The sequence below is a fragment of the Streptomyces sp. NPDC058371 genome (genome assembly GCF_042723265.1).
Taxonomy (GTDB): Bacteria; Actinomycetota; Actinomycetes; order Streptomycetales; family Streptomycetaceae; genus Streptomyces.
Genome location: NZ_JBHXJC010000004.1, coordinates 142,833 through 165,696 on the forward strand (window position 1 = coordinate 142,833; position 22,864 = coordinate 165,696).

Consider the following 22,864-nt stretch of genomic DNA (forward strand, 5'->3'; position numbering starts at 1 on the left):
CGGTCACTATAGAAGCCGCCGATCGCGCCGATTCACACCGGGCGCCGACTTACTGAGGATTGAGTCTTGACTGACCAGCTGCGACTGATGGCCGTGCACGCCCACCCCGACGACGAGTCGAGCAAGGGCGCGGCCACCATGGCGAAGTACGTGTCCGAGGGGGTGGACGTGCTGGTCGTGACCTGCACGGGTGGGGAGCGCGGCTCCATCCTCAACCCGAAGCTGCAGGGTGACAAGTACATCGAGGAGCACATCCACGAGGTGCGCAAGAAGGAGATGGACGAGGCCCGCGAGATCCTCGGCATCAAGCAGGAGTGGCTCGGCTTCGTGGACTCCGGACTTCCGGAGGGCGACCCGCTGCCGCCGCTCCCGGACGGCTGCTTCGCCCTGGAGGACGTCGACAAGGCGGCCGGTGAGCTGGTGAAGCAGATCCGCTCGTTCCGTCCGCAGGTGATCACCACCTACGACGAGAACGGCGGTTATCCGCACCCCGACCACATCATGACCCACAAGATCTCGATGGTGGCGTTCGAGGGTGCGGCGGACACCGAGAAGTACCCGGAGTCGGAGTTCGGCCCGGCGTACCAGCCGCAGAAGCTCTACTACAACCAGGGCTTCAACCGCCCGCGCACCGAGGCGCTGCACCATGCGCTGCTCGACCGGGGCCTGGAGTCGCCGTACGGGGACTGGCTGAAGCGCTGGTCGGAGTTCGAGCGCACCGAGCGCACGCTGACCACGCACATTCCGTGCGCGGAGTTCTTCGAGATCCGTGACAAGGCGCTGATCGCGCACGCCACACAGATCGACCCCGACGGCGGCTGGTTCAAGGTCCCGATGGAGATCCAGAAGGCGGTCTGGCCCACCGAGGAGTACGAGCTCGTGCAGTCCCTCGTCGATACCTCCCTCCCCGAGGACGACCTCTTTGCGGGCATCCGCGACAATGCCTGACATGAGCGCAAGCGCAAGCCTGGCAATGACACACCTCGTCCCTCTCGCCAAGGAGGTCGACGAGAACAAGGTCACCCCCGGCGTCCTCGGTTTCATCGTCTTCGCGGTGATGGCTCTGGCGGTGTGGGGCCTGATGAAGTCGATGAACCGGCACATGCGGAAGGTCGACTTCGACGTGGATTCGGAGAACGGTGCGGGGGCCTCCGGCAACGGGACCGCGGAGAAGACCTCCGGCGGTCCGAAGCCCACGCCCAAGCCTCAGCAGGGCTGAGTCCGGCTCCCTCGGCTGCGCCTGCCCCGCTTCGGCCGGGGCGGCCGCGGTCCGCTGTGGTGACCTCGCGCTGGGGCGGTTGGTGCGCCGTCGCGTCCGCTCGCCCTTACGGTGCGAAGGCTGTCGGCTTCACCGGGGTGCGCCGTCGCGTCCGGCTCCGTCGCGGTGCGCGAGCCTTCGGCTTCGCGGAGGTGCGCGAGCTTTCGGCTTCGCCGGGGTGCGGTGTGGTGGCACCGCCGGACGACGCCCCCTGAGCCCGGCGCTTTCGCAGCAGGAAGAACACCCCTCCCCTCGGCGCCGGGGTACGGCAGTGATGGCCGGGCCGGCGCCGTCGCGGCGGGAAGAGAGCCCGCCGTACCCCGCCGTACCCCCTGGGCGAGCGGCTACCGGTTGGTCGTGACCGGTACTCCCATGACCTCGCGGGCGTGACGGTTGGGGACCATGCCCAGGCGCCAGGCCTGCCAGCCGTCGTCGAGGTTCGCGCCGCGTTCCAGCAGCAGCTGATAGCCCTCGACGTAGTCGTCCAGCTTGGCGTCCCGGGACGGGTGGCCCGAGCGGGCGAGCCGGCTCAGCTCCTCCTGGGCGACGGCCGAGCCCACCTCCGTGCCGCCGGGGGAGGCGTACGGCAGCAGCGTGCAGCGCAGGAAGCGCGCCCAGTCCTCGCCGCGGCGGTCGCCGTAGGACGTGAAGAGCCCCAGCGCCTCGTCGCACAGGGCGAGGGCCTGCTGCGTACGGGCGTTGCCCGCGTCGACGACGGCCAGCTCCAGGCAGGTCCAGGCCTCGCCGTGGGCCACCCCGATGCGCTGGAAGTCGGCGCGGGCGTCCACGAGAAGCTGACGGGCGAACCCGGAGTTGCGCAGCGAGCCCGTCTGGGCCGCCCGCTGGTCGCGGGTCACCCGTGCCGAGTGGTGGCGGGCGCACGCCAGACCGTAGACGTCCCGCATCCGCGAGAACATCGTGCGGGAGCGTTCCAGCTCGCGCACCGCCTGGTCCAGACTGCCCGTCTCCTCCAGCGCCTGGCCCAGGTAGTACACCGTCCAGGCCTCGCCGCGCGCGTCCTCGTTGTCCCGGTGCCGGGAGGCCGCCTGGCGCAGTCCGTCGACGGCCGACGACGGATCGCCGTCCACCAGCCGGGCCCGCGCCAGCTGCGTCAGCGCCCAGGCCTCGCCACGGGCGTCGCGCGTACGGCCGTACAGATCGAGCGCCTCCCGCAACTCCCGCTCCGCGCGCGGCACATCGCCCATGCGCAGCCCGAGCTGGCCGAGCTGGAAGTGCGCCCACGCCTCGCCGTGCACCGACTCGCCCTCGCGGTGCAGCACCAGTGCCTCGGTGAGCAGGTCGAGGGCCTCGGACAGCCGGGCGCGGTCCCGCTCCACCGCGGCCAGCGCGTGCATCGTCCAGGCGCGGTCCGCCGACAGCTCGGGGGAGGCCTGAAGGTCCATCGCCTCCTGGAGCCGCGCCGCCGCCTCGGTCAGATTGCCCTGGTGGTGCAGGGTGATGCCGAGTGAGCAGAGCGCGCGGGCCGCTCCCGCGTCGTGGTGCGCCTCGAAATAGAGGTCCACGACCGAGGCGAGGGTCGTGCGCGCCTTGTCCAGCTCGCCGAGCTGACGGGCCGCGATGCCCGTACGCCACTGCACCGAGCGGACCAGGAGCCCCTGGTCGACGGCCTGGGTCAGCTCGCTGATCTCGCCCAGACGGTAGAGGTCGCCGCGCAGCAGGCAGTAGTCGCACAGGGCGCCGAGCAGATTCAGAACGGCCGCCTGGTTCACGCCCTCCGCGTGCCGCAGCGCCGCCGTGATGAAGCTCGACTCGTCGTCCAGCCAGCGCAGGGCCGAGTCGAGGGACGTGAAGCCGTGCGGGCCGACCGTGCTCGACTGGAACGCGGTGTCCGCACGCGTCGACGTCTTGCCGTCGACCAGACGGATCACCGAGTCCGCCAGCTCCGCGTAGTTGACGATCAGCCGCTCCTGCGCCGCCGTCCGCTCGGCCGGCTCCTCCTCGTCCAGCAGCCGCGCCTGCGCGAAGGTCCTTACGACGTCGTGCAGCCGGTAGCGGCTGCCGCGCACGTGGTCGATCAGGCCCGCTCGCGCCAGCGCGGTCAGCTGACGGGTCGCCTCCTGCTCGTCCGTCGCGATCAGGGCCGCCGCCGCGGCCGCGCCCAGCGAGGCCCGGCCCGCCAGCGCCAGCCGTCGCAGCAACCGCCGGGCCGCCTCCGACTGGTCCGCGTAGCGCAGCCACAGCACCCGCTCGACCGGCTCCACGGGCCCGTACGCCTCCAGGTCCGCGGCCAGCCGGAGGGGCGTACGGGTGCCGAGCGAGGAGCCCGCGACCCGCAGCGCCAGCGGCAGGCCGCCGCACAACTCCCGTATACGGTCCGAGGATTCGGCGTCGTACGGGCCCGACGCGTCCTGCGCCGCAGCGTTCAGCAGCTCTTCGGCGCCCGCGGCGTCCAGCGCCTCCAGCGGGAGTTGATGCGCCCAGGCGGACAGGTCGGCCGGCAGGTCGAGCGGCTTGCGCGCGGTGACCAGCACCAGGCTGTCCGAGCGCTCGGGGAGCAGCGCGCGCACCTGCTCGGCGTCGGACGCGTCGTCGAGCACGATGGTGACCGGCAGGCCCGTCAGATGCTGGTGATAGAGCTCGCTCAGCCGTCTGACCTGCTGATCCTGCGAGGAACGCTCACGGAACAGGAGCTGCTCGCGGGGTGCGCCGAGCCGGTTGAGCAGATGGAGCAGTGCCTCGCGGGTGGTCAGCGGCGGCTCCTCCGGGCTGTCGCCCCGCAGATCCACCACGCACGCACCCCGGAACTGGTCCTTCAGGTCGTGCGCCGCCCGCACCGCAAGCGTGCTGCGGCCCGAGCCGGGCGGCCCGTGCAGCACCACCACCGTCGGTCTCGTCTCCGTGCTGGCGCGAGCCGCGTGCACCCACTGCGCCACCCGCGCCAGCTCCTGCCGGCGCCCGGCGAACACCCCGTCCGGCTCGGGGAGTTGACCGAAGGACTGCTCCAGGACGGTACGTCGGCGCGCCGCCGCGCTCTTGTCCGTGCGGCGCAGCTGCGGCGCCCCCTGCTTCGCGCCCATGGACGCGCTGAGTACCCGCTGCTGGTCGAGGAACGGGCGGATGCCACGTACCTCCAGCGCGGTCAGCCACTGCAGCCGCAGCTGCTCCGGGCCCCCCGGCTGGCTCCGGGCACCGGCGCTGCGGCTCGCGTCCGGCAGATGCGCGGCGGTCACCTTTGCCACGGTCGTCGCGGCGCCGGCCACACCGACGACGGCGCCGGCCCCCAACGCCGTACCCGCGCCCGTGCCGAGCGCCAGGTCCGCCACGACGGCCGCGACCGCGGCAACGGCCGCCACCACCAAGGGAGTTCCGGCGCCTTCGCGGGCGTAGCGCTGCCCGAAGGTCAGCCGGCCCGTCTCCGCCTCGTCGAGCGCGCGGGTGTACGCCTCGTACTCCTCCGCGACCGTCCGCGCCATGGTGTCGAGTCCGCCGCGCGCCCGCGACAGCAGCACGGCTCCGTCGGTGCGCCCACCCGAACGCCGCACCTCCTCCTCCACGGCCCGGGCCACCAGCCGCTCGGCCTCCGCCCGATGGCTGTCCCGCATCTCACGTCCCCCTCCGGCGGCAACTGCATTGGCTACGAGTGTCCTTGGTCCGGAGCGCGAGCGCGAGGGGGCCGACGATCACCGCCGCGGGGTGATCCCGCGAGCGCGCGTGGCCAGCGCCCGCGACGGGCACGGGAGGCGCCGGGTACGGACGTACTGGCGCAGGCGCCTTCGAGGGGCGCGCCGGGCGGCCGCGCGCTTCTCCGCCCCGCCACGGAATGCCGTCCTTCGGCCAGGGCATCGAAGGCGTGCAGCGTGCCCGGACAGGCCGGTGCGAAGAGGTGGCCGAGGTCGCCGGGAAGGTCGTGGGGACAGGTTCCCAGGGTGCCCCGCCGATGGCGCGGGACCTCTGCGAACGCATGGCGCGCGGCGGCATCTACGACGGACTGGATCGTGCCGCACTTCTGGAAAATTGAATATAAAGGACCATTGCTTCTGTACCTTTTCTCCTGAGAACAGAGGGAGTTGTGGTGCGCGAGGATCACACGACGTTGGTTGAGCTCGGGCTCAGCGCTGAGGAACTGGAAACCCTGGGACTGGACAGGCCCGCGACGGCCGAGCCGTCGGGCCTCATGGACGCCTACCTGCGGCGAAGCAACAAAAAGGAAGACCTGGCTACGCTGCGAGGGCACTTGCGGGACGTGGCGCGCTGGGCACAGGCGAACGGAGTTCAGATCCGGCACGTCTGGTTCGAACAGCTCTCAGCCTCCAAAGCCTACGTGCGGCGCCGGGAGTTCGAGAGGGCCACGCAAGCGATCATGGACGGCAAGTCGAAGACACTCGGCGTGTGGAAGACGGACCGCTTCGACCGGCGCGGCATGGGGGCGGTGGGCCGGTTGCTCGACGAGTTCGACCGCCGACAAGCGCGCCTTGTGTCCGTCTCCGAAGGGCTGGACTCCGCAAGGGGTGGACGCATGGTCTTCGCGATCCTGAGTGAACGCGCCAGGGAGGAGGCGAAGGACATGGCCAAGCGCGTGAAGATTGGCCATGATTCGCACAAGGCGGAAGGCCGACGGGGCACGGGCAAACCCCCGTTCGGGCTCTTCAGTACTCCAGGAAGTGGCAAGGTCGAACCCCACCCGGACGAGTACGACACGGCTCGCAGGCTGGCGGACCTCTTGCTCGACAAGAAGTCGACGAAGAACACGGCCCATCAGCTCAATGAGGCGGGGTACCGGACGCGAAGCGGTGCCACCTGGTCCTCCACCGCGGTGAGTAAGTTGGCTCAATCCCCGCTCTTCGCAGGCATGGTCCCGGTCCGGCGCCGCAAGGCGGACGGGCACGGTAACCCCTTGGACAGCTGGGAGGGATACGGCGAGCCTCTGCGCAACGAGAGGGGCGAAGTCATCATGTGCGGCAAGGGGGTTGTGACGCCGGGTGAGTGGTTCAAGATCAAGGCGCTCATCGCCGAGCGGACCGACGAACGGTGGGCGAAGGGGAAGCCGGAAGCCAAGTACTTGGGAACGGGAACTTACCGATGCGGGCGGATGCGGGACAAGAGCGGTACAGGGCAGCTTGAACCGTGTGGTGGATCAATGAGCCACCGTGGGGGACGCTACCGGTGTGATCTCAGGCAGACGCGGGGCAAGTCCATCTGCGAGGGAGTGGTAACCCTCGCGGACCGCATCGACCACGCGGTCGGGCAGGCTTGGATCCACCGCATCATGGGGCTTGAGCCCGGTGATGTGGTGGTCATTGAGATAGCCCGTCGGTGGCTCGCTTTCGCTGACCCCGAGACCCAGTCGAAGAAGGACGAGGCACAGACGGCCCTTGAGGCGGCCCAGCGACGTGTGAAGAAGCTCGAAGACGACTTCTATGTGTACGGGAAGATGGACGAAGAGCGCTTCGAGGAGCTGAGCGAAGGGCAGCGCGCCGCCATCGAAAGCATCACCGCAACCGTCGAGGTATTGGAAGCGGAGGCAGACCTCTCGCTCCTCACGCAGGCCGACACCCTGCGTGAGGCGTGGGAAGCGGCGGATATGGCGGACAAGCGGATACTCCTGAGGTGCGCCCTTGGAAAGGACCGCATCACGGTCAAGCCCGCCGCCCGGCAGGGAGACCGCACCCCGATCTTGGAACGGCTTGAGTTCGACTGGCTTTCGCAGAAGGACACCACCGCCAAGAAGTGAGTTCGAAGCGCAGGGCCGTGCCTTCGTCCGGACCAGTTCATCGGCCCATCCCGCACTGAGGCACTCCTCCGCGGTGCCCGACCTTGAGGCGCTGGCGTCTCCGGCCGACCCTGGATCCCTACTCCCGTCCGTGGCTCCCCCCGTGGCGCGTGGGGAGCAGATGTGCGGGTGCGCGAAGATGGAGGTATGTCCAACCGACTCGTGCACGCCACGTCCCCGTACCTCCTTCAGCACGCGGACAACCCCGTCGAATGGTGGCCCTGGTCGGCCGAGGCCTTCGAGGAAGCCCGTCGGCGCAACGTGCCTGTCTTCCTGAGCGTGGGATACAGCGCTTGCCACTGGTGTCACGTCATGGCGCGCGAGTCGTTCGAGGACGAGGCGACGGCGGTGTACATGAACGAGCACTTCGTGAATGTCAAGGTGGACCGCGAGGAGCGCCCCGACGTGGATGCTGTCTACATGGAGGCTGTACAGGCGGCCACGGGCCAGGGGGGCTGGCCCATGTCGGTCTTCATGACGCCGGACGGGGAGCCGTTCTACTTCGGCACGTACTTCCCGCCCGCCTCCCGGCACGGTATGCCGTCCTTCCGGCAGGTGCTGGAAGGCGTTGAGAACGCGTGGAGCAGCCGGCGTGAAGAGGTCGGAGAGGTCGCAGGGAAGATCACTCGCGACCTGGCGGCGCGACAGCTGGACCATGGAGTGGGTGAGCTGCCTGGTGAGGAGGAGCTTGCCCAGGCGCTGCTGGGGCTGACGCGGGAGTACGACCCGGTGAGCGGCTGGCTCGGCGGTGGCGACACCAAGTTCCCGCCGAGCATGGTGACCGAGTTCTTGTTGCGGCACCACGCCCGGACGAAGTCCGAGGGAGCGCTGGAGATGGCTGAGGGGATCTGCGACGCTATGGTGCGCTCCAGCCTCTACGACCAGTTGGGCGGGGGATTCCACCGATACGTTCTGCGTCAGAGGGCCAGTGGGCCATTGGTGCCGCACTTCGAGAAGATGCTGTACGACAACGCCCTGCTGTGTCGCGTGTACGCGCATCTCTGGCGCGCCACCGGTTCCGACCTGGCCCGCCGGGTCGCCCTGGAGACCGCGGACTTCATGGTGCGTGAACTGCGCACCGAGGAGGGCGGGTTCGCCTCCGCGCTCGATGCCGACAGTGACGACGGCACGGGCCGGCACGTGGAGGGCGCGTACTACGTGTGGACGCCCCAGCAGCTGAGCGAGGTCCTCGGGGACGACGCCGAACTCGCCGCCCAGCACTTCGGGGTGACCGAGGAGGGCACCTTCGAGGAGGGCGCCTCCGTACTCCAACTCCCGCAGTGGGACGGGGTGTCCGACGCGGAGAGGATCGCCTCGGTCCGTGAGCGGCTCCTCGCCGCGCGGGGTGCGCGCCCCGCGCCCGGCCGTGACGACAAGGTGGTCGCCGCCTGGAACGGCCTCGCGATCGCCGCGCTCGCCGAGGTCGGCGCCTTCTTCGAGCGCCCCGACCTCGTGGAGGCCGCGATCGGCGCCGCCGACCTCCTCGTACGCCTGCATCTGGACGACCGGGCCCGCCTCGCGCGTACCAGCAAGGACGGTCAGGTGGGCGCCAACGCGGGCGTGCTGGAGGACTACGCGGATGTGGCCGAGGGTTTCCTCGCGCTCGCGTCCGTCACCGGTGAGGGGGTCTGGCTGGAGTTCGCCGGGTTCCTGCTCGATCACGTCCTCGTGCAGTTCACCGACGCCGAGTCGGGCGCCCTGTACGACACGGCGGCCGACGCCGAGCAGCTCATCCGGCGGCCCCAGGACCCCACGGACAACGCCACGCCCTCCGGGTGGAGCGCGGCCGCCGGTGCGCTGCTGTCGTACGCGGCCCAGACCGGTGCCGAGCCGCACCGGACCGCCGCTGAGCGGGCGTTGGGCGTGGTGAAGGCGCTGGGCCCGCGGGCTCCCCGCTTCATCGGCTGGGGTCTCGCGGCGGCGGAGGCGCTGCTGGACGGGCCCCGCGAGGTCGCGATCGTGGGTGCGGCCGACGATCCGGGCACAAAGTCCCTGCACCGCACGGCACTTCTGGGCACCGCTCCGGGAGCGGTCGTCGCCGTGGGGGCGCCGGGCAGTGACGAACTCCCGCTCCTCGCCGACCGTCCGCTGCTCGGTGGTGAGCCCACGGCGTACGTCTGCCGTAATTTCACCTGTGATGCCCCGACATCGGATGTCCAGCGGCTCCGTGAGGTGCTGGGCGGCGTTGCCAGTGCCTGAAACAGTCACCCCTGGACGGGAAACGTCCGACGTAGCCGGATACATCCCCTTCTCCGACTGAGCATTCCGAAACACTCTATTTATCTGAAGAGCCTATGGACTTCACAGTTCCCACCTAGTGTCTCCACGGGACGCGCCGGGAGTGATACCCCGGCGCGACAGGGGGTTTTGGGATCTGGGGGGATCTGTTGCTCACGTCTGTCTTCATCGCTGCCGTTTCGCTTGCCCTTTTCTGGATGGCGGCCTTCACCCTGTGGTGGCAGATGCACGCGTGGCGTACGCCCGAGGTGCTCGCTTCCACTCGCTTCAGCAGACCGGACGGCGGCGACGGCCTGTCCTTCTCGCTGCTGCTGCCCGCGCGGCACGAGCAGGCCGTGCTGGATCACACGATCCAGCGGCTGCTCGAGTCCAGTCATGCCGACTTCGAGATCATCGTCATCGTGGGACACGACGACCCGGAGACCGCGGCGGTCGCCCGGGGGGCCGAGGCCCGTGACCCGCGCGTGCGGGTCGTCGTCGACACCCATGAGAAGAAGAACAAGCCGAAGGCCATGAACACGGCGCTGCCGCACTGCCGCGGCGATGTCGTCGGGGTCTTCGACGCCGAGGACCAGGTCCACCCGGAGCTGCTCGCCCACGTGGACCACGCGTTCCGCACGACGGGTGCGGACGTCGTCCAGGGCGGCGTCCAGCTCATCAACTTCAACTCCAGCTGGTACAGCCTGCGCAACTGCCTGGAGTACTTCTTCTGGTTCCGTTCGCGGCTGCATCTGCACGCGCAGAAGGGGTTCATTCCGCTCGGCGGCAACACCGTCTTCGTGCGCACCGAGGTGCTGCGCGCGGCGGACGGCTGGGACCCGGAGTGCCTCGCCGAGGACTGCGACCTGGGTGTGCGGCTGTCCAGCGCCGGCAAGAAGGTCGTCGTCGCGTACGACTCCGACATGGTGACGCGGGAGGAGACCCCGGGCAGCCTGATGTCGCTGCTGAAGCAGCGCACCCGGTGGAACCAGGGCTTCCTGCAGGTCTACCGGAAGCGGGACTGGAAGCAGCTGCCGGGCTTCGGCCAGCGGCTGCTGGCCCGCTACACGCTGATGACGCCGTATCTGCAGGCCGTCTCGGGCGTGATCATTCCGCTCAACGTGGCCATCGCGCTCTTCCTCGACGTGCCGGTCGGCATCGCCTTCATCACGTTCCTGCCGGCCGTCACCGCCTTCGTCACCTTCGTCTTCGAGGTCGTCGGACTGCACGACTTCGGCAAGCAGTACGGGCTCCGTGTCCGCTTCGTGCACTACCTCAAGCTCGTCGTCGGCGGCCCGTTCTACCAGGTGCTGCTGGCCGGTGCGGCCGTCCGCGCGGTGTGGCGCGAGCAACGAGGCCGCAACGACTGGGAGTTGACCAGTCATGTCGGCGCGCATCTCACCGAAACGATCCGAGAGGACGTTCCTGCGTGACCTCCACCCTTCCCGCGGCGACCAGCACCACGGTCCCCGCGCAGCGGCCCCGTGCGCCCAAAATCGTCCCCGCCGTCCGTCCGCCCCTGCGCTTTCGCAGCTCGCGCGCCGATCTGGTGCTGTGCGGGGTGCTCCTCGTGGCGATCCTCGTCGTGCAGGGCTGGAACATCGCCGACTACCCGACGCTCAGCGACGACGAGGGCACCTACCTCGCCCAGGCCTGGGCCGTGCAGCAGGGCAGCGGGCTGGCCCACTACACGTACTGGTACGACCACCCGCCCCTCGGCTGGATCCAGATCGCCGCGCTGACCTGGCTCCCCGCGCAGATCGATCCGTCCCTGATGACCGTCGGGTCGATGCGCGTCGCGATGCTGCTCGTCAGCGCGGCGAGTGCGGTCCTGCTGTACGTGCTGGCGCGCCGGCTGTCGCTGCCGCCCTGGGCGGCCGGTCTCGCGATGGCCATCTTCGGGCTGTCGCCGCTGTCGGTCGTGCTCCAGCGCGAGATCTTCCTGGACAACATCGCGGTGATGTGGACGCTGCTCGCGTTCTGCCTGGCCGCCTCCCCGAGCCGCCATCTCTGGCACCACTTCGGGGCGGGGATCGCGGCGGCCGCGGGTGTGCTCACCAAGGAGACGATGCTCGTCATCCTGCCCGCGCTCGTGGTCACCATGTGGCGCCACGGCCACCGCGACACCCGCAAGTTCGCGCTCACCGGCGCCGTCACCGCGTGTGTCCTGATCGGGCTGGCGTACCCGCTCTTCGCCCTCCTCAAGGGCGAGTTGTTCCCGGGCGCGGGCCATGTGTCGCTGTGGGACGGCATCACGTACCAGATGAGCCGGCCCGGCTCCGGCTTCATCCTCGACCCGGGCTCCGGCTCGTACGGCGTCCTGCGGTCCTGGCTCTACTACGACCGCGTGCTGCTCCTCGGCGGTCTCGCGGGCGCGGTCCTGCTCCTGGTCACCTGGCGCTGGTCGGTGACCGCGCGCGCCCTGGCAGGTCCCGCGCTCACCGTGGGCATCCTCGCCGTGGTGGCGCTGCGCCCGAGCGGTTATCTGCCCGCGATGTACGTCATCCAGGCCCTGCCGTTCCTGGCGCTGGTCCTGGCCGGGGGCACGGCGAGCGTTGCGCACGCCGTGCTGCGCCGGTGGCGCGGCGCGGAGGAGAGGGCGTACGTCACCTGGGGGCGCCGGGTGACGGCGGCCCTGCTGGTGGCGGCCGCCGCGGCCTATGTCGTCCCGCGCTGGTACGACGGCGACCGCACGGCGGTGACCGTCGACGCCAACGCCCCCTACCGGGCCGCGTCCCACTGGCTCGGCGCCCAGGTGGCGAACCCGCAGGACACCCGGATCCTGGTGGACGACGCGCTCTGGCTCGACCTCGTGCACCAGGGCTACCGGCCCGGCCTCGGCGTCATCTGGTTCTACAAGGCGGACCTCGACCCGGCCGTGACGAAGACCATGCCGGGCGGCTGGCGCGATCTCGACTTCGTGGTCGCCTCTCCGACGGTCCGGCGTGACGCGGTCGACCTGCCCAACGTCAAGGCGGCGATGGCGCATTCGACGCCGGTCGCCACCTTCGGCGAGGGTGCGGACCGGATCGAGATCCGGCAGGTCACGGGCAGTACGGCAACCACGGCAGGCACCGGAACCGGCGGCAGCGCGGGAGGCAGTCGATGAGCAGCTTCGAGAGCACCGTCCCCGAGGAACTCGGCGAACCGTCCGTACGCGCAATCGAGGTGCCGGAGCCCGGCGCCGTCACCATCGTCGTGCCGACCTTCAACGAGTCCGCGAACATCCGTGAACTGCTGCACCGGATCACCGAGTCGGTGCCGACGCGGCTGCCCTGCGAGGTGCTGTTCGTGGACGACTCCACGGACGACACCCCCGAGGTGATCTCCGAGGCCGCGCGGGACTGCCCCTTCCCGGTCACCCTGCTGCACCGCGACGAACCGACGGGCGGTCTCGGCGGCGCCGTGGTCGAGGGCCTGAAGGCCGCGACCTCCGACTGGATCGTCGTCATGGACGGCGATCTGCAGCATCCGCCGTCCCTGGTACCGGAGTTGGTCGGCACGGGCGAGCGGTCCTCGGCCGGGCTCGTGGTCGCCAGCCGGTACATCAAGGGCGGCAGCCGGGAGGGGCTCGCGGGCGGCTACCGCATCGCCGTCTCGCGCGGTGCGACCTGGCTGACCAAGACCCTGTTCCCGCGCAAGCTGCGTGGCATCAGCGACCCGATGAGCGGCTTCTTCGCCATCCGGCGCAGCGCGGTCACCGCCGAGATCCTCCAGCCGCTCGGCTACAAGATCCTCCTCGAACTCGCCGTACGCAGCCGTCCGCGCCAGGTCACCGAGGTGCCCTTCGTCTTCCAGGACCGGTACGCGGGCGAGTCCAAGTCGACGGCGCAGGAGGGCTTCCGCTTCCTGCGCCATCTCGTCGGCCTGCGCACCGCCTCGCCGGTCGCGCGCATGGTGGTCTTCGGGCTGATCGGCGCCACCGGCTTCGTGCCGAACCTGCTCGGTCTGTACGCGCTGACGGCCGTGGGAATGCACTACGTGCCCGCCGAGATCCTCGCCAACCAGCTCGGCGTCGCCTGGAACTTCCTGCTGATCGAGCATCTTCTCTTCCGGGAGCGCCGCCGGCACCGCACCTGGTGGGACCGCGTGGGCCGGTTCGCACTGATCGCGAACGCCGATCTGGTATTGCGCATCCCGCTGATCGCGCTGCTGGTGGGCGAGTTCGGGATGGGCGCGCTCACCGCCACCGCGGTGGCGCTGGTGACGACGTTCGTCCTGCGCTTCACGGGGACCGAAGCGCTGGTCTATCTGCCGCGCCGGACGGGCAAGTCCGTGCGCGGGAGCCGCGGCCGCGCAGACAGGAGAGCCGCGTGACCTTCCGACTCAGACCACGACGGAGAACCTCACTGCTGGCGGTGGCGGGACTCGCCGCCGGTCTGCTGCTCGTCTCGCCGCAGCCCGCCTCCGCCGCCAACCTCGTCAAGAACCCGGGCTTCGAGACGGCCGGCACGGACGGGATGCCGTACTGCTGGGAGAAGTCCGGCTGGGGCGACAACGACTTCAGCTTCGCGACGGTCGCCGACGCCCATTCGGGTGCCAAGGCCATGAAGGTCTCGCTGACCCGCCGGGTCGACGGTGACCGCAAGGCGCTGATCACCGAGAGCACGGCCTGCGCGCCGGTGGTCACGGTGGCCAAGCAGTACGACCTCGGGCTCTGGTACAAGACGACGACCCCGGACGCGTCCCTCACCCTCTTCCGGCACGACGCGACGGCCGGCTGGCAGTACTGGACCGACCTCAAGACGCTGGAGACGGCGGCCGGTTGGATCCATGCGACGGTGCGCACGCCCGCGGTGCCGGCCGGCACCGACCGCATCACCTGGGGCGTCTCCGTCTACGGCACCGGCTCCGCGACCACCGACGACTACACGATGGAACAGGTCGCCGACCCGCTGCCGCCGGCCCAGTGCACCGGCACGGCCGACGAGTGCGCCAACGGCAAGTGGGACGTGCTGCCCACCCAGAACCCGGTCCGCTCCATGCACTCCGTCGTCCTGAACAACGGCAAGGTGCTGCTGATCGCGGGCTCGGGCAACAGCGAGGAGATGTTCAACGCGGGCACGTTCACCTCGGCGGTCTACGACCCGGTGCAGGGGACGTACAAGCAGATCCCCACGCCCAAGGACATGTTCTGTTCCGGGCACGTCCAGCTGGCCGACGGGCGGGTGCTCGTGATGAGCGGCAACAAGGCGTTCCCGGTGGCGGGCGGGCACGGGTACGAGGGGTACAAGGACTCGTACATCTTCGACCCGGTCACCGAGTCGTACAGCAAGACCAACGACCTGAACGACGGGCACTGGTATCCGTCGGCGACCGTCATGGGCAACGGTGACGTGGTCTCCTTCGGCGGGCTGCGTGAGGACTCCACCGGCTCGGTGACCGCCGAGCGCTGGTCGAACGCCGAGCAGCAGTGGCTGCCGCTGTGGAAGGTCAACCAGACCTGGTCGTACTGGGGTCTGTACCCGTCGATGATCCTGATGCAGGACGGCCGGCTGTTCTACTCGGGCAGCCATGTCTTCGGCAACGGCACCCCGGGCACCGGTTCGGCGGTCTACGACTACGACGCGAACACGACGACCGCGATCCCGGGGCTGCAGAGCAAGGACGAGCGGGACCAGTCCGCGAGCGTGCTGCTGCCGCCGGCCCAGGACCAGAAGGTGCTCACCCTCGGGGGCGGCAACATCGACTCGAACCCCGAGGCGAACCGGCTGACGGACATCATCGACCTCAAGGCCGCCAACCCGGGGTACGTCTCCGGGCCGCAGATCCCGCAGGGCAAGGTCGACCTCGGCAACGGCAAGGTGGCCGAGACCGGCAACCAGGGCAAGATGTACGTCTCCGCCGTACTGCTGCCCGACGGCAAGGTCCTGGAGACGGGCGGCGGCCTGCACAACCGGGCCAACCCGGTCTATGAGTCGTCGATCTTCGACCCGGCGACCTCCACGTTCGACCCGGTGACGCCGGATCCCGAGGAGCGCGGCTATCACTCGTCGGCGTTCCTGCTGCCGGACGGCCGGGTGATGACGACGGGGGACAACCCGGGCAACGGCAGCTGGAACCACGACGTGTCCGTCTACACCCCGCCCTATCTGCTCAAGGGCCCGCGCCCGGCGATCACTTCGGTGATCGACAAGGAGTGGGTGTACGGCGATACGCAGCGCATCACCGTCGACCGGCCCATCGCCAAGGCGGAGTTGATCCGGCCGGCCGCGGTGACGCACTCGTCCGACCCGAACCAGCGGTTCGTGGACCTGCCGCTGAGCGTGGACGGCAACAACGTCGACCTGAACGTGACGAGCAACCCCAACCTGGCGCCGCCCGGCTGGTACATGCTCTTCGCGGTCGACGCGAACGGCGTCCCGTCGATCGCCAAGTGGGTCCACCTCCAGGGCCCCTCGGCCCTGGCCGAGGACACCGCCGCGGCGCACGTCCACTCGTTCGCCGACTCCCTCGAAGGCGCGGTCGAGGAGCCCGGCAAGAAGCGGACCTCGCAGAAGGTCAGCACCACGATCTCCGGCTGCGACCGCCACTACGGCTCGGTCAACGTCTGCGTCCCGACGGTCTTCCCGGCCGAGGTGAAGAGGACGACGGCCGCGCGCTGCGCCTGGCTCAAGGCGAACGACTACGGCCGCCTGAAGATCAACGGCAAGGACGACCCGCTGGGCCTCGACCGCAACAGGGACGGGCTGGCGTGCGGGAAGGGGGACGTCACGCGCCGCTGAGGATCAGCGCGCCCAGCGTCAACTGGGCGCCCCACTGCAGGAGTACGGTCCCGGACCTGGCCCAGGTCGACCGGGTTCGGGGCAGCGCGAGGGCCAGTACACCGGCCGCGAGCGCGGTCCAGAAGCAGCCGTACAGAAGTGAGCCGGGGACGGGGGAGCACTCCTCGCCGTACATGAGGCAGTTGGTGCCGCGCTCCCCGGACAGCACGGCGATCCAGGCGAGGACGACGGTCGGGACGAGCAGGCCCAGTCCCCAGCCGGCCCACAGGCTCAGGGCCCGGTGGGCCGGCCGGGGGTTCGCGGTGGACGGGATCACTGGCTGCTGCGCTGTGGTCATGGCGCAAGCCAACCGCGGGCACCGGCCCCCGGTGATCGGCTGCGGTACTCAACTCTCCTGGGTACGCATGCTCAGGGCGCGCTCCACGATCGCCTCCAGCTGTTCGTGGTGCGCGCCTCGCCAATAGGCGCGGCCGCAGTCACCGCACTGGGCGAAGACGTCGTAGGAGCGCTGAGTGCCGTCATGGAGGCGGTCGGCGAGGTCTTCCTTGGTGGCCTCGACGAGCGGGCCGTTGCAGGCGGTGCAGCGGGTCCAGGGCTTCAGTTCGGGGGCGAACCGGCCGAGGATGTCGTGCAGTTGGTCGTCCGGCCGGGTGCTGTAGACGAACGCGCCGGCCCACAGTTCGCGGCGGCGCAGCAGGCCGCGGTCGCGGCTGAGCATGACGCGGCGCTCGGTCGCGGACCGGGTGGCGAGGGCCGGGTCGCCGATGTCGGTGGACTCGTAGGCCGCGTCGACGCCCAGCAGGCGCAGTCGGCGCGCGAGCGTGCCGAGGTGGACGTCGAGGAGGAAGCGGAGCGGGGCTCCCGGCACGGACTGGGGGCGCCGGACGGCACGGACCTCGACGGACTCGCCGGCCCGCGGGATGTGCGACACCGGCACCTCGCGGCCGTCCACGACCAGGGAGCCGACCTCCGTCAGCGGCACCCCGAGCGACTCGACGACATGGCCGAGGGTGGACGCTCCGTCGGTGACCGCCTTCGTGGCGCCCGAGCGGCGCGCGTGCGGCACGAACAGGCCCAGCTCGGGGGCGAATTCGACGTGGATCTCCGGTCCGTTCACCGGGTCAGGATGTCACGTGCGGGGCGTCCGTGGCCTCTGCGTTTCCGGCGGTCAGGCCGTGTTCGAGGACGTCCACTGCGCGGTCGACGACGTCGGCGAAATCCTCCCGGTGGCCGCCCTCGGCCCAGTACAGCGAGGCCTCCAGGAGGGCGCCGATCAGCGACATCGCGAAGACGCGCACCTCAAGGCTGTCGGGGTCCCGGCCGAGGCGCTCCCCGATGGCCCGGCTCAGTGTGCGGCCGGTGACGGACATGCTCTCCGTCATCCGGGAGCGCACCGCAGGGACGTCGACCATCAGCTGGGTGCGCAGCCGGGTCACCTCGGGTTCGTCGGTGTTCCCGAGGCCGACGGCGTTCCGCAGGACATGGCGCAGGGAATCGAGCCACGGCTCGTCCGCGGGCCGCGCCCGCAGCTCTTCCTCCAGGACCGGGTCGTACTCGTCCGCGAGGACGATGTCCTCCTTGGTCGGGAAGTAGCGGAAGACCGTGGACGGAGAGACCTCGGCCGCCTCCGCGATCCGCTCGACGGTCGTCGCGTCGTACCCCTGCTCCTGGATCAGCCGGTACGTCGCCTCGCGGATCGTGACCCGGGTCTTCATCTTCTTCCGCTCGCGGAGCCCCGGCCGGGGCTCCGCGGCGGGAGTGGAGCGGTGTGCGGTGGCGGCCATGGTCTTCATTGTCGGGCATCCGGGGGCGCGGTGACCCTGCCGGTGGAGGCCTCCGGCGCGGGGCCGCGGACGGCCGGCGGGAGGCCCGGACGGGTCATCCGTGCTGGTAGGCCACCAGTGAGATCCCGACGTAGTGCGCGGCGAACGCCGCGAGCGTGAGGGAGTGGAAGACCTCGTGGAAGCCGAACCACTCGGGTGACGGGTTGGGACGCTTGAGTGCGTAGATCACGCCGCCCGCGCTGTAGAGAAGACCGCCGACGACCACCAGGACCAGCACGGCGACGCCGCCGGTGCGCATGAAGTCGGGCAGGAAGAAGACGGCCGCCCAGCCCATCGCGATGTAGCACGGGGTGTAGAGCCAGCGCGGGGCGCCGACCCAGAAGACGCGGAAGATGACGCCCGCCGCGGCCGCACTCCAGATGCCCCACAGGAGCCACTGGCCCGTGGAGCTGGGCAGCAGCAGCATCGTCAGCGGCGTGTAGCTGCCCGCGATGATCAGGAAGATGTTCGCGTGGTCGAGTCTGCGGAGCACGCCGTCCATGCGCGGGCTCCAGTTGCCCCGGTGGTAGAGGGCGCTCACCCCGAACAGGAGGCAGGCCGTCAGGGCGAAGATCCCGCAGGCGAGCCGGCCGCGGCTGGAGTCCGCGAGGGCGGTGAGGATCAGGCCGGCGATGAGCGCGGCCGGAAACATCGCGAGGTGCAGCCAGCCGCGGAGCTTGGGCTTGACCGGGTACGGCAGGGAGAGCTCGATGGGGCCGCGGCCGACGGCCTGCGAGCCCGTGGTCGCGTCGGGGACGGGCGCAGTCATGAGCCGAATCGTACCTACGGAACCGTAAGTTACGCGTCAGTACGGCGCAATGAGCGAGCAATAGTGGCCATGTTCTCACGGGGCGCCAGGGGACTTTGAGGGGGTACTCGACCCCGAATCCGCGATGTCCGTGAGGAAACCCTCCGGCGAGTGGCGATCCTCACGCCGCTCAGGTGTGAGGCCCTCTGGACATATGGGCGGTTACGTCGGATGATCAAATGAGTGCGGTCGGCACCGGATGAGCGGGCTACGAAGGCATCCGGGTCGCAGCCCCCACGGGGCATTCGACAACAAAACCCCTCATTTAGGAGCAATCGTGGCGCGCGACATCGCGGCTCCCACCGTCGTACCCACCCACCACAAAGACCTGATCTCGTGGGTGAACGAGATCGCCGAACTGACGCAGCCGGACAGTGTGGTCTGGTGTGACGGATCCGAAGCCGAGTACGAGCGCCTGTGCGAGGAGCTCGTCGCCAAGGGCACCTTCAAGAAGCTCGACCCGATCAAGCGCCCCAACTCGTACTACGCCGCTTCCGACCCGACCGATGTCGCGCGGGTCGAGGACCGGACGTTCATCTGCTCCGAGCAGGAAGCGGACGCGGGCCCGACCAACCACTGGAAGGCCCCCGGCGAGATGCGGGAGATCTTCACCGGTGAGCAGGGCGTCTTCCGTGGCTCGATGAAGGGCCGGACGATGTACGTCGTCCCGTTCTGCATGGGTCCCCTCGGCTCGGACCTCTCCGCGATCGGCGTCGAGATCACCGACTCCGCCTACGTCGCCGTGTCCATGCGCACCATGACCCGCATGGGTCAGCCGGTCCTGGACGAGCTCGGCACCGACGGCTTCTTCGTGCGTGCTGTGCACACGCTCGGAGCGCCGCTGGAGGCGGGCGAGGCGGACGTGCCGTGGCCGTGCAACTCCACCAAGTACATCTCGCACTTCCCGGAGTCCCGCGAGATCTGGTCGTACGGCTCGGGCTACGGCGGCAACGCGCTGCTCGGCAAGAAGTGCTACGCGCTGCGCATCGCGTCCGTCATGGCGCGGGACGAGGGCTGGCTCGCCGAGCACATGCTGATCCTCAAGCTGACGCCGCCGCAGGGCGAGTCGAAGTACGTCGCCGCCGCCTTCCCGAGCGCCTGCGGCAAGACGAACCTCGCCATGCTGGAGCCGACCGTCTCCGGCTGGACGGTCGAGACGATCGGTGACGACATCGCCTGGATGCGGTTCGGCGAGGACGGCCGGCTGTACGCGATCAACCCCGAGGCCGGCTTCTTCGGCGTCGCGCCGGGCACCGGCGAGCACACCAACGCCAACGCGATGAAGACGCTGTGGGGCAACTCGGTCTTCACGAACGTCGCGCTGACGGACGACAACGACATCTGGTGGGAGGGCATGACGGAGGAGACTCCGGCCCACCTGACGGACTGGAAGGGCAACGACTGGACGCCGGAGTCCGGTACGCCCGCCGCCCACCCCAACGCCCGCTTCACCGTCCCCGCCTCGCAGTGCCCGATCATCGCGCCCGAGTGGGAGGACCCCAAGGGCGTGCCGATCTCGGCGATCCTCTTCGGCGGCCGCCGCGCCACCGCCGTACCGCTGGTGACGGAGTCCTTCGACTGGAACCACGGCGTCTTCCTCGGCGCCAACGTGGCCTCCGAGAAGACCGCCGCCGCCGAGGGCAAGGTCGGCGAGCTGCGCCGCGACCCGTTCGCCATGCTGCCGTTCTGCGGCTACAACATGGGCGACTACATGGGTCACTGGGTCGACGTCGCCAAGGACAAGGATCAGGCGAAGCTGCCGAAGATCTACTACGTGAACTGGTTCCGCAAGAACGACGCGGGCAAGTTCGTCTGGCCCGGCTTCGGCGAGAACAGCCGGGTCCTGAAGTGGATCGTCGAGCGCCTGGAGGGCACGGCCGCGGGCGTCGAGACCCCGATCGGCGTGCTGCCCGCGAAGGGCGCGCTGGACACCAAGGGCCTCGACCTGTCCGAGTCCGACCTGGACTTCCTGCTCACCGTCGACAAGGAGGTGTGGCGCGAGGAGGCCGCTCTGGTCCCCGAGCACCTCAACACTTTCGGCGAGCACACCCCCAAGGAGCTGTGGGACGAGTACCGCGCGCTGGTCAAGCGCCTGGGCTGACGTCCCCGACTGCTCCGCGGCCGGCCTGACCTGCCCTGACCTGCGACGTCGTCCGGGCCGGTCGCGGTGAGTACGACACCGGAGGTGGACGCAGCACCGAAGGTGAGCACGACAGAGCACCATCGAAAAAGACCGGGGCCCCACACAACGGAGTGTGGGGCCCCGGTCTTTTCGGGTGCCGCGTCGCGCCCTTTCCGGACGCGCCGTGTGTGGCACCCGGCCCGCACGTCGCTGCGGGTGCGCGCGGGCCGGGGCCGTCGTGGGGAGCCGGGAGGCTCAGTGGGTGGCGAGTCCGGCGGGCTCGTCGGCCGCCGCGTGGGCGTCCATGCGCTCGGCGGCCAGGATGGCGGCGGCGGTGTCGGCGCGGGAGGCAGCCACGACGAGGGCACGGCCCGCGAGCGCGTGCGCCCGCTGGTGGAGGGCGCCGACGGGCGGCTGGTGCAGGGCGGCGGTGATCGAGGCGCGCACCGGCGGGAGTCCGCCGCGCAGCCGGGTGACCTGATCGGCGAGCCGCTCGGCGGCGGCATCGAGGTCGGCGGACGGGGCCTGCGTACGCAGCTCGTCGGTCACCGCCAGCAGGGCCGCGAGGTGGCTCGCGAGCTGGATGTCCAGCTCCTCCTCGCGCGACCGGTGGGGAAAGTCGGTGGGGGAGCCGGCCACCGTGTGGACCGACTTCGTGCGGATCGGCTCGTACATGGGATGGCCTCCTGTGCTCTCAGGAAACCATCCTAGCTTAGAACTGGTCTAAAGTTGAGCCCGTTCGGCAATGTGCACCGAGGGGGTACGGAGGGTGATCGTCAGGGCTGGCTGTAGCCGTCCAGGAAGCTGCCGATCCGGGTCACCGCGGAGGTCAGGTCGCCCACCGTCGGGAGCGTCACGACCCGGAAGTGGTCCGGCTCCGGCCAGTTGAAGCCGGTGCCCTGCACCACCATGATCTTCTCCTCGCGGAGCAGGTCCAGGACCATCTGCCGGTCGTCCTTGATCTTGAAGACCTTGGGGTCCAGGCGCGGGAAGAGATACAGCGCGCCCTTCGGCTTCACGCAGGTCACACCCGGGATCTGGGTCAGCAGGTCGTACGCCACGTCCCGCTGTTCCTTGAGCCGGCCGCCGGGCAGCACCAGGTCGCTGATGGTCTGGCGGCCGCTCAGCGCGGCGACCACGCCGTGCTGGCCCGGCATGTTCGCGCACAGCCGCATGTTCGCCAGGATCGTCAGGCCCTCGATGTAGGAGTCGGCGTGCGCCCGCGGGCCGGAGATCGCCATCCAGCCGACGCGGTAGCCGGCCACCCGATAGGCCTTGGACATCCCGTTGAAGGTGAGTGTCATCAGGTCGGGGGCGATGGCGGCGGTCGGCGTGTGCGTGGCGCCGTCGTAGAGGATCTTGTCGTAGATCTCGTCCGAGCAGACCAGCAGGTTGTGGCGGCGGGCGATGTCGGTCAGCCCGCGCAGCATCGCGTCGTCGTAGACCGCGCCCGTCGGGTTGTTCGGGTTGATGATGACGAGCGCCTTGGTGCGGTCGGTGACCTTGCGCTCCACGTCCGCCAGGTCGGGCATCCAGTCCGACTGCTCGTCGCAGTGGTAGTGGACGGCCGTACCGCCGGAGAGGGACACGGCGGCGGTCCACAGCGGGTAGTCCGGAGCCGGTACGAGGACCTCGTCGCCGTCGTCCAGCAGGCCCTGCATCGTCATCACGATCAGCTCGGAGACGCCGTTGCCGATGAAGACGTGCTCGACGTCCGTCTCGATGCCGAGGGTCTGGTTGTGCATCACGACGGCCCGGCGGGCCGCGAGCAGACCCTTCGCGTCGCCGTAGCCGTGCGCCGAGGAGACGTTGCGGAGGATGTCCTCCAGGATCTCCGGCGGGCACTCGAAGCCGAAGGCGGCCGGATTGCCGGTGTTCAGCTTGAGGATGCGATGGCCCGCCGCTTCCAGCCGCATCGCCTCCTCGAGAACCGGGCCCCGGATCTCGTAACAGACATTGGCGAGCTTCGTGGACTGGATCACCTGCATATCCGTGAGCTTACGGCCGTCCCAGCGGTTGCGGGGCGTGTTTTCCACCACGTGAGACGGGATGTTTTGGGCTCCTTTGTCCCTGCGTGGCGCCCGGACGGCGGTGCCGCCCCTCGGTAGCCGGAAATCGCCGTACGGGGCCGGAAACCGCTCCTTGCCCCCGCGTCTCCCTCCCCTCACAATGCGCATGAC

At 69.9% G+C, this 22,864-nt stretch carries 16 protein-coding genes; 9 read left to right on the forward strand and 7 right to left on the reverse strand.

What is annotated here, in order from left to right; translation table 11 throughout:
* Nucleotides 1-87: 87 nt before the first annotated feature.
* The gene (mca, locus tag ACFWM2_RS15420; RefSeq protein ID WP_383279756.1) at nucleotides 88-948 is read left to right on the forward strand and encodes a mycothiol conjugate amidase Mca; all 861 of its coding nucleotides are present in this window, start codon (nucleotides 88-90) and stop codon (nucleotides 946-948) included.
* On the forward strand, nucleotides 941-1,219 hold the full coding sequence (locus ACFWM2_RS15425; protein WP_383278737.1) for a hypothetical protein: 279 nt from the start codon (nucleotides 941-943) through the stop codon (nucleotides 1,217-1,219). Before mca ends, ACFWM2_RS15425 begins: the two co-directional genes overlap by 8 nt.
* A gap of 383 nt (nucleotides 1,220-1,602) precedes the next feature.
* Here ACFWM2_RS15425 and ACFWM2_RS15430 read toward each other — a convergent pair whose 3' ends face one another.
* A complete protein-coding gene (locus tag ACFWM2_RS15430) occupies nucleotides 1,603-4,821 on the reverse strand; it encodes a tetratricopeptide repeat protein (RefSeq protein WP_383278739.1) in 3,219 nt (1,072 codons plus the stop codon).
* Between the two features lie 470 nt (nucleotides 4,822-5,291).
* Here ACFWM2_RS15430 and ACFWM2_RS15435 point away from each other — a divergent pair, with 470 nt between their 5' ends.
* From ACFWM2_RS15435 to ACFWM2_RS15460, 6 genes are all read left to right on the forward strand, one after another.
* The gene (locus ACFWM2_RS15435) at nucleotides 5,292-6,950 is read left to right on the forward strand and encodes a recombinase family protein (RefSeq protein WP_383278742.1); all 1,659 of its coding nucleotides are present in this window, start codon (nucleotides 5,292-5,294) and stop codon (nucleotides 6,948-6,950) included.
* 186 nt (nucleotides 6,951-7,136) lie between these two features.
* Nucleotides 7,137-9,188: a thioredoxin domain-containing protein gene (locus tag ACFWM2_RS15440; RefSeq protein WP_383278745.1), complete on the forward strand. Its 2,052-nt coding sequence runs from the start codon at nucleotides 7,137-7,139 to the stop codon at nucleotides 9,186-9,188.
* A gap of 188 nt (nucleotides 9,189-9,376) precedes the next feature.
* Nucleotides 9,377-10,639 carry a glycosyltransferase gene (locus ACFWM2_RS15445; protein WP_383278748.1) on the forward strand — a complete coding sequence of 421 codons (1,263 nt, stop codon included), beginning with the start codon at nucleotides 9,377-9,379 and terminating at the stop codon, nucleotides 10,637-10,639.
* Complete coding sequence (locus ACFWM2_RS15450) at nucleotides 10,636-12,315, forward strand: ArnT family glycosyltransferase (protein ID WP_383278751.1); 1,680 nt, start codon at nucleotides 10,636-10,638, stop codon at nucleotides 12,313-12,315. The genes ACFWM2_RS15445 and ACFWM2_RS15450 overlap by 4 nt, the downstream gene beginning before the upstream one ends.
* Complete coding sequence (locus tag ACFWM2_RS15455) at nucleotides 12,312-13,523, forward strand: glycosyltransferase (protein ID WP_383278754.1); 1,212 nt, start codon at nucleotides 12,312-12,314, stop codon at nucleotides 13,521-13,523. The genes ACFWM2_RS15450 and ACFWM2_RS15455 overlap by 4 nt, the downstream gene beginning before the upstream one ends.
* 143 nt (nucleotides 13,524-13,666) lie before the next feature.
* Nucleotides 13,667-15,931: a galactose oxidase-like domain-containing protein gene (locus tag ACFWM2_RS15460; RefSeq protein ID WP_383279759.1), complete on the forward strand. Its 2,265-nt coding sequence runs from the start codon at nucleotides 13,667-13,669 to the stop codon at nucleotides 15,929-15,931.
* Here the strand turns inward: ACFWM2_RS15460 and ACFWM2_RS15465 are convergent.
* The 4 genes from ACFWM2_RS15465 to ACFWM2_RS15480 form a co-directional block, all read right to left on the reverse strand.
* Entirely contained in the window at nucleotides 15,918-16,268 is a 351-nt protein-coding gene (locus tag ACFWM2_RS15465) for a hypothetical protein (RefSeq protein WP_383278757.1), read from the reverse strand. The two genes, ACFWM2_RS15460 and ACFWM2_RS15465, sit on opposite strands and share 14 nt — an antisense overlap.
* Before the next feature lie 48 nt (nucleotides 16,269-16,316).
* Entirely contained in the window at nucleotides 16,317-17,048 is a 732-nt protein-coding gene (locus ACFWM2_RS15470; protein ID WP_383278759.1) for a Mut7-C RNAse domain-containing protein, read from the reverse strand.
* A gap of 4 nt (nucleotides 17,049-17,052) precedes the next feature.
* Nucleotides 17,053-17,724 (reverse strand): TetR/AcrR family transcriptional regulator, encoded by a 672-nt coding sequence (locus tag ACFWM2_RS15475; protein ID WP_383278762.1) that lies wholly within the window; start codon nucleotides 17,722-17,724, stop codon nucleotides 17,053-17,055.
* 85 nt (nucleotides 17,725-17,809) lie between these two features.
* The gene (locus tag ACFWM2_RS15480; protein ID WP_383278765.1) at nucleotides 17,810-18,523 is read right to left on the reverse strand and encodes a hemolysin III family protein; all 714 of its coding nucleotides are present in this window, start codon (nucleotides 18,521-18,523) and stop codon (nucleotides 17,810-17,812) included.
* A gap of 316 nt (nucleotides 18,524-18,839) precedes the next feature.
* On the opposite strand from ACFWM2_RS15480, the gene ACFWM2_RS15485 reads away from it, so the two are divergent.
* Entirely contained in the window at nucleotides 18,840-20,663 is a 1,824-nt protein-coding gene (locus ACFWM2_RS15485; protein ID WP_383278768.1) for a phosphoenolpyruvate carboxykinase (GTP), read from the forward strand.
* A 276-nt stretch (nucleotides 20,664-20,939) separates the two neighbouring features.
* Here the strand turns inward: ACFWM2_RS15485 and ACFWM2_RS15490 are convergent, their stop codons facing one another.
* Together ACFWM2_RS15490 and ACFWM2_RS15495 are read right to left on the reverse strand one after the other, a co-directional pair.
* A complete protein-coding gene (locus ACFWM2_RS15490; RefSeq protein ID WP_383278771.1) occupies nucleotides 20,940-21,359 on the reverse strand; it encodes a hypothetical protein in 420 nt (139 codons plus the stop codon).
* A gap of 101 nt (nucleotides 21,360-21,460) precedes the next feature.
* On the reverse strand, nucleotides 21,461-22,672 hold the full coding sequence (locus ACFWM2_RS15495) for a pyridoxal phosphate-dependent aminotransferase (protein ID WP_383278773.1): 1,212 nt from the start codon (nucleotides 22,670-22,672) through the stop codon (nucleotides 21,461-21,463).
* Between the last annotated feature and the right edge of the window lie 192 nt (nucleotides 22,673-22,864).